Here is a 15,903-nt window from a genome sequence, read left to right on the forward strand (position 1 = left end):
AAATTACCTCCTATAATCCTTCCAAAGGGATTTAATTCAAATAGATTGACGGCGTCTAACCGCCTGACAGAGGAGTGGAACCAATCCCGGCGATGTCCTTGAGGACTTCCCCGGCGAGGATCATCCCGGCGACCGGGGGGACAAACGGAACGCTGCCCGGAATCGCCCGGCGCGCGGTGCAGCTTCTCTGCGTGCCCGGCGGGCAGACACAGTGATCCCGGCAGCTGATTTCGCCGTCGTCGATCGGCTGAAGCGGCGGCTCCTTCGAGTAGACGACTTTCAGGGATTTTACCCCGCGCGCTTTCAGCTCCCGGCGCATCACCCGCGCGAGCGGGCAGACGCTGGTTTCATAAATGTCCGCGACCTCGAAGCGGGTCGGGTCCAGCTTGTTGCCGGCGCCCATGCAGCTGATGACCGGAACGCCGGCCTGTTTCGCGCGCTGAATCAGTTCCAGCTTCGCGGTGACGGTATCCACCGCGTCGATGATATAATCGTATGCGGAAAGGTCGAAATCCCCGGCGTTTTCCGGGGTGTAAAAGCACTGGTGAAGCTCAACCCCGCAGGCGGGGTTGATTTCCAGAATGCGGTCGCGCATGGCCTCCACCTTCGGGATCCCGATGGTTTTGCGGGTGGCGTGAATCTGCCGGTTCAGGTTTGTCAGGCAGACGCGGTCGTCGTCGAACAGCGCGAGGTTTCCGATTCCGGCCCGGGCAAGGGCCTCGACGGCATAGGAGCCGACCCCGCCGATGCCGAATACGGCAACCGCCGAATTGTTGATTTTTTTCATGGCTTCGCTCCCCAGCAGAAGCTGAGAGCGTGAGAATTGATCCAGCATGGGTTCCTCCGGTTCAGTCAAGATAAAACGGCGTGGAGAGATAGCGTTCCCCGGTGTCCGGCAGAAGAGCGACAATCTGCTTTCCCTGGTTTTCAGGGCGCCGGGCGAGCAGGTTTGCCGCCCAGACGGCGGCCCCGGACGAAATGCCGGTCAGAATCCCTTCCCAACGGGCGAGTTCCCGTCCGGTGCGGTAGGCGTCCTCGTCCTCCACCGGGATGATTTCATCCAGAAGGTTTGTGTCGAGCGTTTCCGGAACGAACCCGGCGCCAAGGCCCTGCAGCTTGTGCGGCCCCGGTTTTTTGCCGGAGAGAACCGCGGACTCGGCGGGCTCCACCGCCACAATCCGTACCTCCGGTTTTTTTTCCTTCAGGTACTGCGCGACTCCGGTAATCGTTCCGCCCGTTCCGACTCCGGCAATGAAGATGTCTACGCCGCCCTCCGTGTCCTTCCAGATTTCCGGCCCTGTTGTTTCACGGTGCGCGCGCGGGTTGGAGGGATTGGAGAACTGGCCGGGAAGGTACGAATCCGGCGTTTTTTCCCGGAGTTCAGCGGCTTTGTCGATGGCGCCCTGCATTCCCAGGCTTCCATCCGTCAGGACCACTTCGGCGCCGTAGGCTCCCAGCAGCTTCCTGCGCTCGATGCTCATGGTTTCCGGCATGGTCAGAATGACGCGGTATCCTTTGGAGGCCGCGACCGACGCAAGCCCGATTCCGGCGTTGCCGCTGGTCGGTTCGATGATGATCGAACCGGGCTTTAACAGGCCGGCCCGCTCCGCGTCCTCGATCATGTATTTCGCAATGCGGTCCTTTACGCTGCCCGCCGGATTCAGGTAGTCCAGCTTTGCGAGGACGGTCGCTTTCAGCCCGTGCCGGCACTCATAATTTGAAAGTTCCATCATCGGGGTATTCCCGATCAGGTCTGTAACGCTTTTCGCGATCAAATGTACCACCCCTGTTATTCTCATATTTTCAGGCTTTTATTTCACTTATTATAGATTTCTTTTCCGTTCCCTGTCAATGCCGGATGCAATTAAAAAATAGAAAAATACTATGTTTTCGACGGGGAATACTTGACTTAAAAGAAAAGTTTCGATATGATTGATTTGAATTATAATGAAAGTTTGCAAAAGGAGCGCGCTCGAATGAGAATCTCGTCAAAGGGAAGGTACGGCCTGGCCGCAATGGTCTGCATGGCTCAGGGCTACGGGAGCGACGCCTGTATTACAATTATCAGCCTGTCGGAACGGCTGGGGATTTCCAAAATATACCTGGAACAGGTTTTTTCCCTTCTGAAACGCGGGGGGCTGGTGCTCGCCATTAAAGGGGCGCAGGGCGGGTACAAGCTGTCAAGGCCGCCGCAGGAAATTCCCGTTTATGAAATACTCCTGGCGCTGGAACAGTCTCTGTTTGAAAAAACGGCGGAGTCCGTGACACAGAAGGCGGAAAACATCGAAAAGGCAATGCAGGCGTCCGTCTTTTCCGTGCTGGACAGCACCGTCGAAAAGGCCCTCGGCAAAATAACGCTGCTCGATCTTCAGACCGAAGCGGAAAGGCAGAAGCAGGATACCAGCTACATGTTTTATATTTGAGCATTTGTTCTTGTATGGAAAGATGAGTCCCCCGCCGCGTGGATTTTTGGGCCGCGCGGCGGGGGATTTTTATTTTCTTACAAAAATATCCGGGCCGTTTTACGGCGAACCGTGAGCCTGCGCGGAAAGCGATTCCAGCTTTTTTCTGTCCAGAATCCGAATTTCTCCCCGGGAGAGCGCCACCAGCCCTTCGGACTGGAAATAGCGGAGCATCCGTGTGACGACTTCACGCGCGGTTCCCATGTTCTTGGCGATCTCCTCATGCGTCGTCGGCAGGCGGTCCCCGCCGCTGATCGCGGATTCCTCCAGCAGGAACAGGGCCAGCCGCCGGTCGAAGCTCATAAACAGAATCTGCTCCAGCAGCCAGACCACGTCTGAAAAACGCGAGGAAAGCAGCTGATTTGTGTAATCCGACACGGCAAGGGAGTTCTGGTTCAGGTCGTTGTAAACGGCGGTGGGAATCAGAATGGTTTCGCTGTTCTCGACGGCTTCGATGAAGACGTCGAACCGGATGTTTTTGAGCATGCAGGAGGCGGAAAAAATGCAGATGTCGCGCTCGAACAGGCGGAATAAAGTAATTTCCCGTCCCGTATCCGAGAGAATGAAAGTTCGCACCTGGCCGCTTTTCACGACGAACAGGCCGGTGCAGTCGGCTGCGCCGTTGTGCAGGCTGCTGCCGCTCGGGTGGGCGCGCATCGCCGCGGAGGACTCGACCAGCTTTCTTTCCCGTTCCGACAGACGGCCCCAGAACGGAAGCGAGCGGCGAAGAAACAGCAAATCGGATTGATTCAGAGACACGGCGATCCCTCCTTCATTTTCCGTCATACCCCGGCTGACGGAGCCTTATGGTTCTTCCCGGTCCGTATTTGCCGATTCCAAGGGTTCCGGGACGAAATCCGCATCCGATTCACGGCTTTCACCGTTTCGGATAAATCCGTTCAATTTGCGCAGGAACGGAAGCGTGATGAACAGCGCGATGAGAAAGGTGAAGCAGTCCGCGATGGGCTGGCTGATCTGAACGCCTAGAAGCCCGAGGAACTGGGGCAAAATCAGAATTGCCGGCAGAAAACAGAGCCCCTGCCGCAGAACGGCCAGCCAGGTTGCCTGTTTCGGTTTCCCAATGGACTGAAAGAGCATATTCGAAACTATCACAAAGGTTTGCAGCGGCATAATGGCGCACTGTGCCCGGAACGCGAGCGTGCCGATCGCGATGACCTGCGGGTCGTCCCGGCGGAAGAGCATCATGATCTGTGGGGCGAAGACGAAGGAGAGCGAGCACAGAATCAGCAAACCGAAGAATCCGACCTTCACACAGAACCAGAACGCCTGTTTCAGGCGGGAGTAGCATTTGGCACCGTAGTTATATCCCGCCACAGGCTGAAAGCCCTGACCGAAGCCGAGCAGAGCGGCAAGCAGGAAGAAAAAGGCGCGTCCGACAATCGACATGGCCGCGACGGCGGCGTCGCCGTATATCGCGGCGGAAACATTCAGCGCGATGGTCGCGATACTGGCGAGCCCCTGACGGAAAAAGGAGGGCATGCCGGTTTTCAGGATTTCGGAATGCATACTCCATTTGTATGAAAAATGCTTGAAGCTGATTCCGACAATTGTTTTGCGGCGGATGTAGTTGAAAATCAGGATGACAAAGCTGACGGATTGGCCGATCACGGTTGCAATCGCGGCGCCCGCGATTCCGAGATGGAACGTAAAAATCATCAGCGGGTCCAGAATCACGTTCAGGATGCATCCGACGGAAATCCCGACCATGGAGAAAAACGCTTTGCCCTCCGCGCGCAGGTCGTTGTTCATGACAAAGGTCGCGCCCATAATCGGGGCGCCGTAAAGAATATACTGGGCGTAGCTTTGGGCATAGGGGAGGATGGTATCCGTAGCGCCGAGAAAGCGCATCAGCTGGTCGCTGAAAATCAGCCCGGAGATCGTGATGACAAAGCCGACCATGATGGAAGTAAAAAAAGCGGTGGAAGCGGCCTGGGTTGCCTCGGAGTTCCGCTTTTCTCCCAGATAGCGGGAAATCACCCCGCCGGAGCCCATGCCCAGCATAAACCCGACCGCCTGAATGATCGCCATCAGCGAAAAGACGACGCCGACGGCGCCGGTCGCGCTGGTGCCGAGCTGACTGACAAAGTACGTGTCTGCAAGGTTGTAAGCGGCGGAAATCAGCATGCTGACAATCGTCGGGCCTGCGAGGGAGCAGATCAGACGAGGAACCGGTGTTTGTGTCATTTTTTCAAATTGTTTGCGTGCGTCTGTTGTCAAAGGCATAAAATAACTTCACTCCGTCCTGTGGAAAGATGATTTGGATGCAAAGGGGACGGCCTGTGTATGGGTCAGTCCGCATAAAGGGGAGTCACTCCCGCATTTGCCATGAGCGTGTCACGGTCCTGCTGGGTGGCGCCGTAATAATAGTTATGGTCGGTCCCGGTCGCGAAATACAGGTAATCCGTGTCCGAGGGGTGGGCCGCGGCGTAAAGGGCGCCCGCGCCCGGATTGGAGATCGGCCCGGCCGGAAGACCGGGGCTGCGGTTGGGGTATGTATTATAGTATTTGTTATATTTGTCTCCAAACTGCGGAACCAGATACAGGTTGCAGTAATCCCGCGTGGAATCCGCCTGGAGGATCATGCCGGTTTTCAGCCGGTTATGGAACACGGACGACACCTTTCTCATATTGTCCGGGTCGTCGGCTTCCCGTTCGATGATGGAGGCAAGCGTGACGAGCTGGTCGGTCGTCATGCCGGAATAGGAGTATTTGTCGCCGATCTGCTGCTCCGCGTTGCGCAGGAATTTTCCGACGGCGTCCTGCGGCTTCATTCCGACGTAAAACTCGTATGTGTCCGGGTACAGATAGCCCTCCAGCCGATAGCAGCGGTTCGGACTGCTCCCGATCTTGGCAACGAGGGAATAATAGCTGAAGTCATAGGCCTGTGCCGTGCTGATAAAGTCCTTGCTGCTGCAGACCCCGTTTGCTTCCAGCCGCGCCGCAACCTGGGGAAGGGTAAACCCTTCCGGAATCGTGACCTTGACGGTCTTCGGCTTCTCCTCCGATGAAGGAGTTTTTGAGCCGGAAGCCGGAGAAGACGTTTTCGAGGAATCGGAGGAGGATATGGCTTGCGATGATGCGGCGGAGGAACCCGAGCCGGTGGAGGCCGCCGAATCCGCGCTGCCGGAGGCCGGGGAGGAATCGAAAGAAGATTCCGCGGCTCCGGTGGACGTCGTCGGGGAAGAGGGCGCCGCGCCGTTCCCGGAGGAACAGGCGGCCGTCAGACTGAAAACGAGGACAAAAAGAAACGCGAGGATTTTTTTACTCATAAAATGGTTTCTCCCAGAGGGGCCCGGACGGTCGCGGGCCGGATCGGCGGTTTGCGAACAGGTTGATTTCATTATTATAAAGCACCGTGTTGAATTTTACAACGGTAGCGAAATGGAAGAAACCCCGCCCGAGCCGGTTACACAACCTGAAAGAGATAAAATTTCAAATAAGATGTTTCCGGAACATTCCAGAGAATCGGGTGGTCCGGCGCCTGCTGGCGGGCCTCGATCTGGCGCAGCGAAACCTGCGCGTCCGCCGCGGCGCGGCGGATCACGTCGCGGAACAGCTCGTCCGTCATGAAGTGGGAACAGGAGCAGGTCGCAAGGTATCCCCCACGCGGCAGGAGCTTCATCGCGCGGTAATTGATTTCCCGGTATCCGCGGGAGGCGTTTGCGACCGTTTTTCTGGATTTGGTAAAGGCGGGCGGGTCGAGTATGACGAAATCATAGCTTCCTTTTCCGTTCTCGGCCAGGGAGGGCAGCAGATCGAACACATTGACGGCTTCAAAGGACATCCGGTCCGAAAGGCCGTTGCGCCGCGCGTTTTCCTTTGCCATGGCGATCGCGCTTTCCGAAATATCCACCGCGTGTACCTGCTCCGCTCCGGCGCGGGCGGCGTTCAGCGCGAACGAGCCGGTGTCGGTAAAGCAGTCCAGCACCCGTTTTCCGCGGCTGATTGAGGCGGCCGCCCTGCGGTTGTATTTTTGGTCGAGAAAAAATCCCGTTTTCTGTCCGTTCGCGAAATCGACAGCATATTCAATCCCGTTTTCGCGGATGACGGTTGTCCCGGAATCCGGCGCGGGCAGTCCGTTCAGCGGAAAAAACCCGCGCCCCTGCTCCATTCCCTCGAGGTTGCGCAGGCCGGAATCATTGCGCTCGTAGATTCCGTCGATTTTCTGGCCGTCCTCCGTCAGAATCCGGTGCAGCAGCCGGAACAGCATCGGCTTGATCTGCTCGATTCCGCGCGACAGGGTCTGAGTCACCAGAATGTTTTCAAACCGGTCCACGGTCAGTCCCGGAAAGAAATCCGCCTCTCCGAAAATAATACGGCAGCAGGCCAGGTCCTCTTTTCCCAACACGGCTTTGCGGTATTCCCACGCATAGCGCAGCCTGCGTTCGTAGAACGCCTCGTCGAACCGGTCGTTCGAGTTGCGGGAAATCAGCCGCACGCGGATTTTGGAATGCGAATTGAAAAAGCCGGTGCCCAGGTAGGTGCCGCGCCTGCCGACCACGTCCGCAAGTTCGCCGTCCCCGCAGGGGTCTCCGCCGGTGATTTCGGTGTCATAGATCCACGGATGCCCCGAAAGGATGCCGCGCTCCGCTTTCTGTGTAACAGTCAGTTTCGGATAGCTTCGTTCCTGATTCATTTAGAAATAACCCCCGCATTGGAAAGACGGGCGCAGCACCCCGCCGCGCCCGCCTTTGTTCTTATGCTGAACAATATATTATTTGAATTTCACAGCGGTCCCGTAAGCCATGACCTCCGCCGCGCCCTGCATGACGGAAGAAGACGCGTAGCGAATGTTGACAACGGCGTCCGCACCCATGGATTCCGCTTCTTCGGCCATGCGTTTGGTGGCCAAAGCGCGGGCATTGTTCATCATATCGGTGTAGGATTTCAGTTCTCCGCCGACGATGGATTTGAATCCCTGCGTAATGTCCCGCCCAAGGTTTTTGGACTGGATGGTGCTCCCCCTGACAAGGCCGAGCATTTCAAACTCCTTGCCCGTAATGTAGTCAGTATTTACCAAGATCATCTTCTTCGCCGCTCCTTATTTCCTTAATTCTTTCTGCCAGAACAAATACGGCAACGCCGATCAGCGCGGCCGGGATCAGTCCCGCGATGATTTTATACAGTACCGGAAGGCCCGGCACCATGGCAAACCCGAGAAGCCATAAAAGGAAAACGGCTACCGCGGCCACGGTAATCACAATCGGCGCGATCATTTTTTTCCAGTGCATGAAAGCTCCCTCTTTTTCGGCAACTTTTAAGTTTCCGAATCTATTGTATTCCACTTTCGTTTTTATTATAACACGGATTAAAAACTTTGCAACGATTCTGTTTCGATGTTTGAAGCGATTCTTTACAGTTTTGTCTTATCTGTTGAATTCGGTCGGAAAATAAGTTATAGTGAAAAGGCAGAACATTTCGGAAATATTTAACAGGAGGCAACATCAATGAAAAAGACAGGCTGGATTCTATTAATTGTTTTAGTCGTAGCCATTTGCGGAGGCGTCCTTCTGTTTAACGGATATCATCCGGCGCAGAGCCCGTCGGCGTCATCGGACGCCGGTTCAGCATCCGCTCCGTCGTCCTCTGTCTCTTCGGAAACTCCTTCCTCCGCGTCGGAACCGGAAAGCGTTTCAAGCCTGACGGACGACCAGATTACGGAAAAGATCAAATCGGAGATTCCGCTGGACTGGAAGAAATACACGCTCAAAGAGCAGACGGACAAGCCGGTTTCGGTCGGCGGCGTCACCTACCGCACCTATGCCGCCTGGGATGATGATTACACGGAAGGCCCTTTGATTCTTTACAGCCCGAAGGATGGAAAGCTGTACACTTATACTTATAAAGACACGGCGCCGATTCTTGCCGCCCAGGACCCGGCGTTCGACAAGACGGAGCATACCGTTACGGGCGTTGTAAAGGACGGTGCCATGATGAGCGTGCAGATTCACACGACGGATGGCAGCGACCTGACGATCCGCAGGCTCGGCGTGGATCTGGTCAATCTGGACGATGGCTTCAAGGTCGGCCAGAATGTGAAAGTGACCTATACCGGCGTTTACAAGGGGAATGATTCCCAGCGAATGTTTGTCAAGAAAATTGAAGGAATTCAGTAACCGGCTGAAAGGCCGACGCGCCCGGATCGGCAATGTCGTTCCGGGCGCGTGTTTTACACGTTTCCTTCGTAGACATATTTCAGATTTCGGCGGGCGACTTCCGCGAGGGAGCCGACGGTGCCGACCGGCGTCGGGAATTTGTCGGCCAGCTTGTACCGCGGGAAGAACCGCGTGACGTGCAGCGGAATTTCAGGGTTCACTTCCGAAAGCCATCCCGAGAGGAGGTCCATTTCTTCCGCGGTATCGTTTTCACCGGGAATAATCAGCGTGGTTACCTCCACGTGGCAGACCTCCGACGCGATAGAGATGGCTTGCTTGACTTCGTCCAGACCCCCGGAAATCCTTCGGTAAAATTCCGGGGAGAAACTCTTTAAATCGATGTTCACCGCATCCAGCATGGGCAGCAGGCGACGGAGGGTCCGGGGGTTGACGTACCCGTTGGTGACCGCTACGTTTTTCAGGCCGTTTTTCCGGTTGAGCCGCGAGCAGTCCAGAACGTATTCCGGGCAGATGAGCGGTTCGTTATAGGTAAATGCAATGCCGATATTTCCGGCTGCTTTCAGTTCCAGCGACTGGTCGGAAAGAACCTTCGGGGAAAGGTACTCCGCCCCGGAATCCTCCCCCGGCCTGACCATGGAAATGGCGTGGTTCTGGCACCCGGGGCACCGCAGGTTGCACCCGTAGCTGCCGACGGAAAGAATACGGTTGCCCGGAAAAAAACGGCGAAGCGGCTTTTTTTCCACCGGATCCAGAGCGATGGCCGTGACGCGGCCGTAGCTGTCGGCGGATATTTTGCCGCCCTGATTGGAACGCGCGCCGCAGAATCCGGTCTGCTCCTCTTCCAGAGCGCAGAGATGGGGGCATACATCGCAGACAATTCGACTCATGTGTGACGCACCACCTCAAATCTCTCCATGGAATAGGGCTCGTCTTCCCGGATCCCGGCCTTGCCGAGCGCGATTTTCACCTGTTCCCGCGGCGTTGTTACGCCGGGCAGGTTCGGCAGCAGCAGGCCGCACCGTTCGCCGCTTTGGACGATGACCCCGTACCGTTCGGCGTCGAGATCGCCGAAGGAGCCGGCGGGCTCCGGTTCGCCCAGAACATCGACGCTGTAAACCAGCGCCGGCAGTTCCTCCTCGCCGACCGGGTCAAACCTCGGGTCCCGCAGGCCGGCGCTGATTGCGTTTTGAATGATTTCCTCCGCAACGCAGCTTTCCGTCGCCTGAATCGTGCCGATGCAGCCGCGCAGCCGTCCGCCCTTTTTCAGGGAGACAAACACGCCCGCCCGCCTCTGCGTCAGCTCAGGGGGGAGCCCCTCCGGCAGCGGGACGCGGCGGCCTTCAATCACGCGGGTTCCCAGCGAAAGCCGCGCGAGCCGGACGTATTCGTCCTCGCGTTCTTTTCTCTGGGAAAGGGCTTCTTTCTCCCGCTGTTCGAACTGATCCCCGAACCGGCGGAGGTTGTCCGGCCCGAGGGGAGTGTAACCGCAGACCGCGTAGCCGACGCCGAACGGCCCTTCATAAGAGAGAAACTCCGGCGCCACGGCAAGCCCGTCGAACGCTCCGGCCAGAACCTGAAACGAGGGCAGACCGCACTGCGCGGCAGCTTCGCAGAATTCCGGGTCAAACGCCAGAAAGCGCAGGAAGTCCCCTTCTTTCATTGCCTGAGTCAGCTCGCGGTCAAACCGGGGACCCTCCGGAGCGAAGCCGTAGGGCCCGTCTTCCCTGAGGCGGTGGGAAAGGTCGCCGCTCGCGACCAGTACGACCCTGCGCCCCAGCGTTTCCGCCGCGCGCGCGATGCATTGGCCGAACCGGTAGTGGGCGAGCGCGCCCAAGCCGGAAACGGAGCACCGGACCAGTTTAAAATCGCGGTAAGCGCGCGTGATGAAGGAGAGGGGAACCAGAGCCCCGTGGTCGACCGGACGAAGTTTCTCCCCGAAGGTTCCCGCGGGGAGGCTGCTTCGGGCAGCCTCGTCGGACAAAACGGATACAAATTCGGTGTCGCAGGAAAATTCCAGCGGCGCGTCCGCGGAGCCGAATTCGGAAAAGTCGCCTTTTGCCTTTGCCCCGGGAGCGATGTGCAGGTAGTCGGCGTAGGCGACGGCATGCGGCGAAAGAACCACAAGCGTTTCGGGCCTGAGACGCGCGATTTCCTCCGCGGCGCGGGCGCAGGATTCGGCGGTCTTCCGAATTCTGCGTTCTTCGCCTTTTCCGACGGAAGGAATGATGACCGGGGGATGAGGCAGGATGAAAGCTCCCGCAACAGCCATGAGATACACGTCCTTTCTTTTAGACCTATTCGAACTATTATGGTAGCGCGGGCGGAAAAGTGAAACCGTTCGGGCATATATCGATACCTATATTATATCTGTTCTTCGGGAGAAATTTCATTTCGTTCACAATTTCTGTCGCTCTGCATAAAAAACAGCGGAAAAAGATTGATTATTTTTTCACTTAGAGGTAAAATAAAGAAAATATGAACGGCAAAAATTGCCGGCCGGTTCGAGGTGAAAAAATGGCAACGGAAATCATTCATGCGATTAAAAAGGCGGAATCCGACGCGCAGAACGCGGAAGAACAGGCAGCGGCCGAATGCGACCGGATTCTGAAAGACGCGCGCGAACAAGCCGCGCAGAACGCCCAGGCGCAGCTGGCAAAAGCAAAACAGGAGGCGCAGGCGCTTCTTGACGATGCGAAGCGCGCGGGCGAAGAGACTGAAAACGGCGCGCAGTCCGGAATTGCTTCCCAGATAGAATCAATGCGCCGAACGGCACTGACCCGGCAGGACGAGGCGGTTCGGTTGATCCTGTCCGAACTGGTCTGACGCCTGCCGATACCGGCCGCAAGGAGGGAAAATCCAATTGGCAGTGATACAAATGAAACGCGTGACGCTCTGCGCGCTCAGAAAGAACCGCAAGCAGGTTCTGGAAGACCTTCAGCGCCGCGGCGTTGTTGAAATCAGCGACATCGACATCAAAGACGGAGTATTTCAGAAAACCGACCTCTCGGATTCCCGAGCCGTGTTTGCAAAGAACGTCTCTGCGGCGCGGCGCGCACTTGAAATTTTGAACCGTGTCGTTCCGCAGAACCAGTCCATGCTGGCGGCGCTGGAAGGGAAAAAGCAGCTTTCCGCGCGGCAGTACGAGGAATTTGCGCAGCGGCACGACGAGACGGTCCGCGCTGCGGAACGCCTTGAGGCGCTGGACAGGTCGATCGCGGAAAGCCAGTCGGAAATTGTCCGCACGGAACTGGAGCGCGAGGCACTGTCCCCCTGGATGGAGACGGAGGTTCCGCTGAATTTCGCGGGGACAAAGACGACCGCCGCTTTCATCGGGTCTTTGCCGGGCGCTATGACGCGGGAGGAGCTTTCCGTCCGGGTGGCGCAGGCCGCCCCGCAGGCCGGGCCTTTTACCGCGGAGGTTGTTGGCGCTGCGCAGGATCAGACCTGCTTTTTTCTTCTCTGCGAAAAGAAGGACAGGGAAACGTACGCCGCCGCGCTGAACGCGCTGGGTTTTGCGCGCCCCGCGGCCCAGTCGGACAGGCCGCCCAAACAGCAGGCCGAGGCTTTACAGGCTGCGGCGGAGGAACACAGGCAGGCGATTGAACGCGGCGAAGCGGAGATTAAAAGTCTGGCCGACCGAAGAAACGACCTGGAGCTGCTGGCGGATTACGATACCATTCGTTCCGACAAGTACGAGGTGATCGGGCGTCTCGCCCAGTCAAAACGCACGTTTCTGCTGACCGGCTTTGTCCCGGCGAAAAAGGCCGCGGGTTTGGAAGCCGCTCTGACCGGCAGATATGACCTCGCGATCGATTTTTCCGATCCGGATGAGAAAGAGGACGTGCCCGTTCTTCTGAAGAACAACGCGTTTACAACTCCGGTTGAGGACGTTGTGGAGTCCTTCAGCCTTCCGGGAAAGGGAGAAATCGACCCGACCGCAATCATGGCGCCGTTTTACTATTTTCTTTACGGCATGATGCTGGGCGACGCGGCATATGGAATCATCATGACGCTGGTCACCTTTCTCCTGATGAAGAAATTTCCGCGCATGAGTCCCACCATGCATAAGATGCTGAATATGTTCTTTTACTGCGGAATTTCCACGACCTTCTGGGGCGTGATGTTCGGCAGCTATTTCGGGGACGTGGTCGACGTCGTCGGCAGCAAGTTCTTTCATACAAGCGTTTCGATACCGGCGCTGTGGTTTGCTCCGCTGAATCAGCCGATGCGCCTTCTGGTTTTCTGCCTGCTGGTCGGCGTGATCCACCTGTTCACTGGGCTTGGCGCCGGATTGTACGAGGCCGTTCACGCGGGGCGCTATCGGGATGCCCTGTACGACGTTGTCTTCTGGTATCTTCTGGTCGGCGGACTGATTATCATGCTGCTTTCCAGCAGCATGATCCGCAGCATGTTCGGTCTTTCGTTTGTCATCCCATCGCCCGTGGCGACAGGTGCCGGGATTGTTGCCGCGCTTGCCGCGGCCGGAATCATCCTGACGGGCGGACGGGAGTCGAAAAATCCCGTCAAAAGGATTATGAAAGGGCTTTACGCCCTGTATAACGTCACAGGGTATTTGAGCGATATGCTTTCTTATTCCCGTCTGCTTGCCCTCGGCCTTGCGACGGGAGTCATCGCCAGCGTGGTCAACAAGATGGCCGCCATGGCGGGCAGCGGCGCGGTCGGCGCGATTGTCTTTATCCTTATTTTCATCGTCGGGCATACGCTCAACATCGCCATCAACATGCTGGGCGCCTATGTACACACCAATCGTCTTCAGTATGTGGAATTCTTCGGCAAGTTTTATTCGGGCGGCGGGCGGAAGTTCAACCCATTTTCCGCAAGCGCTCATACTCAATATTATCAATTCAAGGAGGAAAATGAATCATGAACTTCTTTAACAGTCTTGGGCTTCCCCTCGCGCTTCTGGGCGCCGCGCTCGCGGCGCTTCTCCCCGGCATCGGCTCGGCAATCGGCGTTGGCAAAACAGGTCAGGCGGCAGCGGGTGTCGTGGCGGAGGACCCGTCCCAGTTCGGTAAGGTCCTGGTCCTTCAGCTTCTGCCCGGCACACAGGGAATTTACGGCTTGCTGATCGCGTTCATCGCTCTTTCCCAGATGGGCATTCTCGGCGGCGGCGCCGCAGCCATTTCCGGCGCGAAGGGGCTTTTGTACCTTGCGGCCTGCCTGCCGATGGCGATTGTGGGTTACTACTCCGCCGTCAATCAAGGCAACGCGGCCGTCGCAAGCATCGGGCTGGAGGCAAAACGTCCCGACCAGTTCGGCAAGGCCATGATTTTCCCGGCGATGGTGGAAACCTATGCGATTCTGGCGCTCCTGGTCTCCATTCTGGCCATTTCCGGCGTCGGCGGACTGAATGTTTAACAGTTAGGAGAACTTGTCAATGACAGGGTTAGATAAAATCATACAGGATATCGTGTCCGAATCCGATTCGGCCGTGAACGCGCAGTTGGAAAAGGCGCGCGCGCAGGCGGAGGAACTCCGCTCAAAAGCCGAACGGGAAGCGGTCGAACAGTGCGCCGCCGTCGGCAGGCGCGCCGAACAGGAAGCAGCCATGATCCGGGAGCGGGCCGAGTCCGCGGCCGCCCTGCGGACTCGCAAGGCGGTTCTGGGCGCAAAGCAGCAGCTGATTGCGGAAATCATCGACAAGGCGAAGCAGTCTCTGTATGCCCTGCCCGAAGACGAATATTTTAAGCTCATCCTGAAAATGGCGGTGAAATACGCGCCCGCGCGCACGGGGGAAATCCTCTTTTCCCCCGCGGACCTGAAAAGACTTCCCGCGGGCTTTGAAAAGGCCCTGAACGAGGCGGTCGGCGGAAAAGGCGCGTCGCTCACAGTCTCCGGGCAGACGAGAAACATCGACGGCGGATTTGTGCTGTCCTACGGCGGAATCGAGGAAAACTGCTCGTTTTCCGCCCTGTTTGACGCCCGCCGTGACGAGCTGCAGGACAAAGTGAACCGGCTCGTGTTTGCGGGGGGTTGAAAATGGCCGAAAAACAGGATTATGTATATGCGGTCGCCCGCATCCGTTCCAGAGAGCTTTCCCTTTTCAGCCAGCAGACGCTGGAACAGCTGATGGCCTGCAAAACCTATGAAGACTGCCTGCGCGTCCTTTCCGACAAGGGCTGGGACGTTTCTTCCGGCAGCGCCGAGGAAATTCTTGCGGCGGAGCGGGAAAAGACGTGGAGCCTGATGCGCGAGCTGGTCGGCGACCTTTCCGTCTTTGACGTTTTCCTTTACGCGAACGACTACCACAACCTGAAAGCTGCGGTCAAGGAAGTCTGCATGGATGCGAAGACGCCGAAAATTTATTTTGAGAACGGCACCCTGAATCCCGAGTCGATTTTAAAAGCGATCAAGGATCAGGATTTTACGCTGCTGCCCGAGCGGATGCGCGCCGCCGCCGAGGAAGCCTGTAAAGCGCTTCTTCAGAATCACGACGGCCAGCTGTGCGACGTGATCATCGACCGCGCCGCGTTGGAGGCGGTGCTGGATGCGGGGTGCGTTTCCGACAACGAGGTGCTGCAGAAATACGCCGAGCTGACCGTTGCGTCCGCCGATATCCGGATCGCGGTCCGTTCGGTCCGCACAGGCAAAACACTCGAGTTTTTGGAACGCGCCCTCGCGCCCTGCTCCACTCTGGATGTGAAAAAGCTGGCGCGGGCGGCGGCGTCCGGTCTGGACGCCGCTCTGGAATATTTGGCGCTGACCCCCTACGCCGGCGCCGTTTCCGCCGTGAGGGAATCGGTTTCGGCGTTTGAACGCTGGTGCGACAATCTGCTGATGGAGCAGATTCGCCCGCAGAAACACAATCCGTTTACCATCGCGCCGGTTGCCGCTTATCTTCTGGCGCGTGAAAATGAGATCAAAACGGTCAGGATCATATTGTCCGGCAAGCTGAACCGGCTTTCGGATGAGTCCGTCCGGGAAAGGCTGAGGGAGACGTATGTATAAAATCGCCGTACTTGGAGACCGCGACAGTATCTACGGATTCGCCTCGCTGGGATTGGAGGTCCGGCCGGTGCGCGACCTTTCCGAAGCCGCCGCGGAGCTCAGGCGCCTGGCGGAACAGGATTACGCCGTCATTTATGTGACGGAAGCCGTGTTTGAGGGGATTCCCTCGGAAATCGAACGGTATGAGTCACAGCAGTTGCCGGCCGTAATCCCGATTCCGGGCGTTTCCGGAAATACCGGAATCGGAATGCGCAATGTGAAAAAGACCGTGGAGCAGGCGGTCGGCTCCGATATTATCTTCAACAGCGAAAACGAAAGAAGCAGGTGAGAAGGAA

Annotated in this window: 18 protein-coding genes; 8 read left to right on the forward strand and 10 right to left on the reverse strand. The window is 57.3% G+C overall.

What is annotated here, in order from left to right:
* Positions 1 to 55: 55 nt before the first annotated feature.
* Complete coding sequence (locus ACLQ3M_RS04580; protein WP_411676523.1) at positions 56 to 835, reverse strand: ThiF family adenylyltransferase; 780 nt, start codon at positions 833 to 835, stop codon at positions 56 to 58.
* 13 nt (positions 836 to 848) lie between these two features.
* Complete coding sequence (cysK, locus tag ACLQ3M_RS04585; protein WP_411676524.1) at positions 849 to 1,784, reverse strand: cysteine synthase A; 936 nt, start codon at positions 1,782 to 1,784, stop codon at positions 849 to 851.
* A 192-nt stretch (positions 1,785 to 1,976) separates the two neighbouring features.
* Here cysK and ACLQ3M_RS04590 point away from each other — a divergent pair, with 192 nt between their 5' ends.
* Positions 1,977 to 2,423, forward strand: coding sequence for an RrF2 family transcriptional regulator (locus ACLQ3M_RS04590; RefSeq protein WP_411676525.1), 447 nt, complete (start codon positions 1,977 to 1,979; stop codon positions 2,421 to 2,423).
* 99 nt (positions 2,424 to 2,522) lie between these two features.
* On the opposite strand, the gene ACLQ3M_RS04595 is transcribed toward ACLQ3M_RS04590, so the two are convergent.
* The 6 genes from ACLQ3M_RS04595 to ACLQ3M_RS04620 all read right to left on the reverse strand — a co-directional run bounded on the left by ACLQ3M_RS04595 (position 2,523) and on the right by ACLQ3M_RS04620 (position 7,714).
* Positions 2,523 to 3,221, reverse strand: coding sequence for a Crp/Fnr family transcriptional regulator (locus ACLQ3M_RS04595; RefSeq protein ID WP_411676526.1), 699 nt, complete (start codon positions 3,219 to 3,221; stop codon positions 2,523 to 2,525).
* 45 nt (positions 3,222 to 3,266) lie between these two features.
* Complete coding sequence (locus ACLQ3M_RS04600) at positions 3,267 to 4,706, reverse strand: MATE family efflux transporter (RefSeq protein ID WP_411676527.1); 1,440 nt, start codon at positions 4,704 to 4,706, stop codon at positions 3,267 to 3,269.
* A gap of 65 nt (positions 4,707 to 4,771) precedes the next feature.
* Positions 4,772 to 5,752 (reverse strand): endolytic transglycosylase MltG, encoded by a 981-nt coding sequence (mltG, locus tag ACLQ3M_RS04605; protein WP_411676528.1) that lies wholly within the window; start codon positions 5,750 to 5,752, stop codon positions 4,772 to 4,774.
* 137 nt (positions 5,753 to 5,889) lie between these two features.
* Positions 5,890 to 7,119: a class I SAM-dependent rRNA methyltransferase gene (locus ACLQ3M_RS04610; RefSeq protein ID WP_411676529.1), complete on the reverse strand. Its 1,230-nt coding sequence runs from the start codon at positions 7,117 to 7,119 to the stop codon at positions 5,890 to 5,892.
* 78 nt (positions 7,120 to 7,197) lie between these two features.
* Positions 7,198 to 7,509, reverse strand: coding sequence for a YbjQ family protein (locus tag ACLQ3M_RS04615; RefSeq protein WP_411676530.1), 312 nt, complete (start codon positions 7,507 to 7,509; stop codon positions 7,198 to 7,200).
* Positions 7,490 to 7,714: a hypothetical protein gene (locus ACLQ3M_RS04620; protein ID WP_411676531.1), complete on the reverse strand. Its 225-nt coding sequence runs from the start codon at positions 7,712 to 7,714 to the stop codon at positions 7,490 to 7,492. The genes ACLQ3M_RS04615 and ACLQ3M_RS04620 overlap by 20 nt, the downstream gene beginning before the upstream one ends.
* Positions 7,715 to 7,930: 216 nt before the next feature.
* Between ACLQ3M_RS04620 and ACLQ3M_RS04625 the strand changes: the two genes are divergently transcribed.
* Entirely contained in the window at positions 7,931 to 8,599 is a 669-nt protein-coding gene (locus tag ACLQ3M_RS04625) for a hypothetical protein (protein ID WP_411676532.1), read from the forward strand.
* A gap of 53 nt (positions 8,600 to 8,652) precedes the next feature.
* On the opposite strand, the gene amrS is transcribed toward ACLQ3M_RS04625, so the two are convergent.
* Positions 8,653 to 9,486, reverse strand: coding sequence for an AmmeMemoRadiSam system radical SAM enzyme (gene amrS / locus ACLQ3M_RS04630; RefSeq protein ID WP_411676533.1), 834 nt, complete (start codon positions 9,484 to 9,486; stop codon positions 8,653 to 8,655).
* Complete coding sequence (amrA, locus tag ACLQ3M_RS04635; protein ID WP_411676534.1) at positions 9,483 to 10,868, reverse strand: AmmeMemoRadiSam system protein A; 1,386 nt, start codon at positions 10,866 to 10,868, stop codon at positions 9,483 to 9,485. Before amrA ends, amrS begins: the two co-directional genes overlap by 4 nt.
* Positions 10,869 to 11,113: 245 nt before the next feature.
* Between amrA and ACLQ3M_RS04640 the strand changes: the two genes are divergently transcribed.
* From ACLQ3M_RS04640 to ACLQ3M_RS04665, 6 genes are read left to right on the forward strand one after another with little or no spacing between them, the layout of a single operon-like run.
* Positions 11,114 to 11,422 (forward strand): hypothetical protein, encoded by a 309-nt coding sequence (locus tag ACLQ3M_RS04640; RefSeq protein ID WP_411676535.1) that lies wholly within the window; start codon positions 11,114 to 11,116, stop codon positions 11,420 to 11,422.
* 43 nt (positions 11,423 to 11,465) lie between these two features.
* Positions 11,466 to 13,487 carry a V-type ATP synthase subunit I gene (locus tag ACLQ3M_RS04645; RefSeq protein ID WP_411676584.1) on the forward strand — a complete coding sequence of 674 codons (2,022 nt, stop codon included), beginning with the start codon at positions 11,466 to 11,468 and terminating at the stop codon, positions 13,485 to 13,487.
* Positions 13,484 to 13,978, forward strand: coding sequence for a V-type ATP synthase subunit K (locus tag ACLQ3M_RS04650; RefSeq protein WP_411676536.1), 495 nt, complete (start codon positions 13,484 to 13,486; stop codon positions 13,976 to 13,978). Before ACLQ3M_RS04645 ends, ACLQ3M_RS04650 begins: the two co-directional genes overlap by 4 nt.
* A gap of 19 nt (positions 13,979 to 13,997) precedes the next feature.
* Positions 13,998 to 14,597 carry a V-type ATP synthase subunit E gene (locus tag ACLQ3M_RS04655; protein WP_411676537.1) on the forward strand — a complete coding sequence of 200 codons (600 nt, stop codon included), beginning with the start codon at positions 13,998 to 14,000 and terminating at the stop codon, positions 14,595 to 14,597.
* A gap of 2 nt (positions 14,598 to 14,599) precedes the next feature.
* Positions 14,600 to 15,568: a V-type ATPase subunit gene (locus ACLQ3M_RS04660; RefSeq protein WP_411676538.1), complete on the forward strand. Its 969-nt coding sequence runs from the start codon at positions 14,600 to 14,602 to the stop codon at positions 15,566 to 15,568.
* Complete coding sequence (locus ACLQ3M_RS04665; RefSeq protein WP_066642965.1) at positions 15,561 to 15,896, forward strand: V-type ATP synthase subunit F; 336 nt, start codon at positions 15,561 to 15,563, stop codon at positions 15,894 to 15,896. The genes ACLQ3M_RS04660 and ACLQ3M_RS04665 overlap by 8 nt, the downstream gene beginning before the upstream one ends.
* The last annotated feature ends 7 nt before the right edge of the window (positions 15,897 to 15,903 follow it).

It is taken from the genome of Caproicibacter sp., assembly GCF_046707225.1.
GTDB lineage: Bacteria > Bacillota > Clostridia > Oscillospirales > Acutalibacteraceae > Caproicibacter.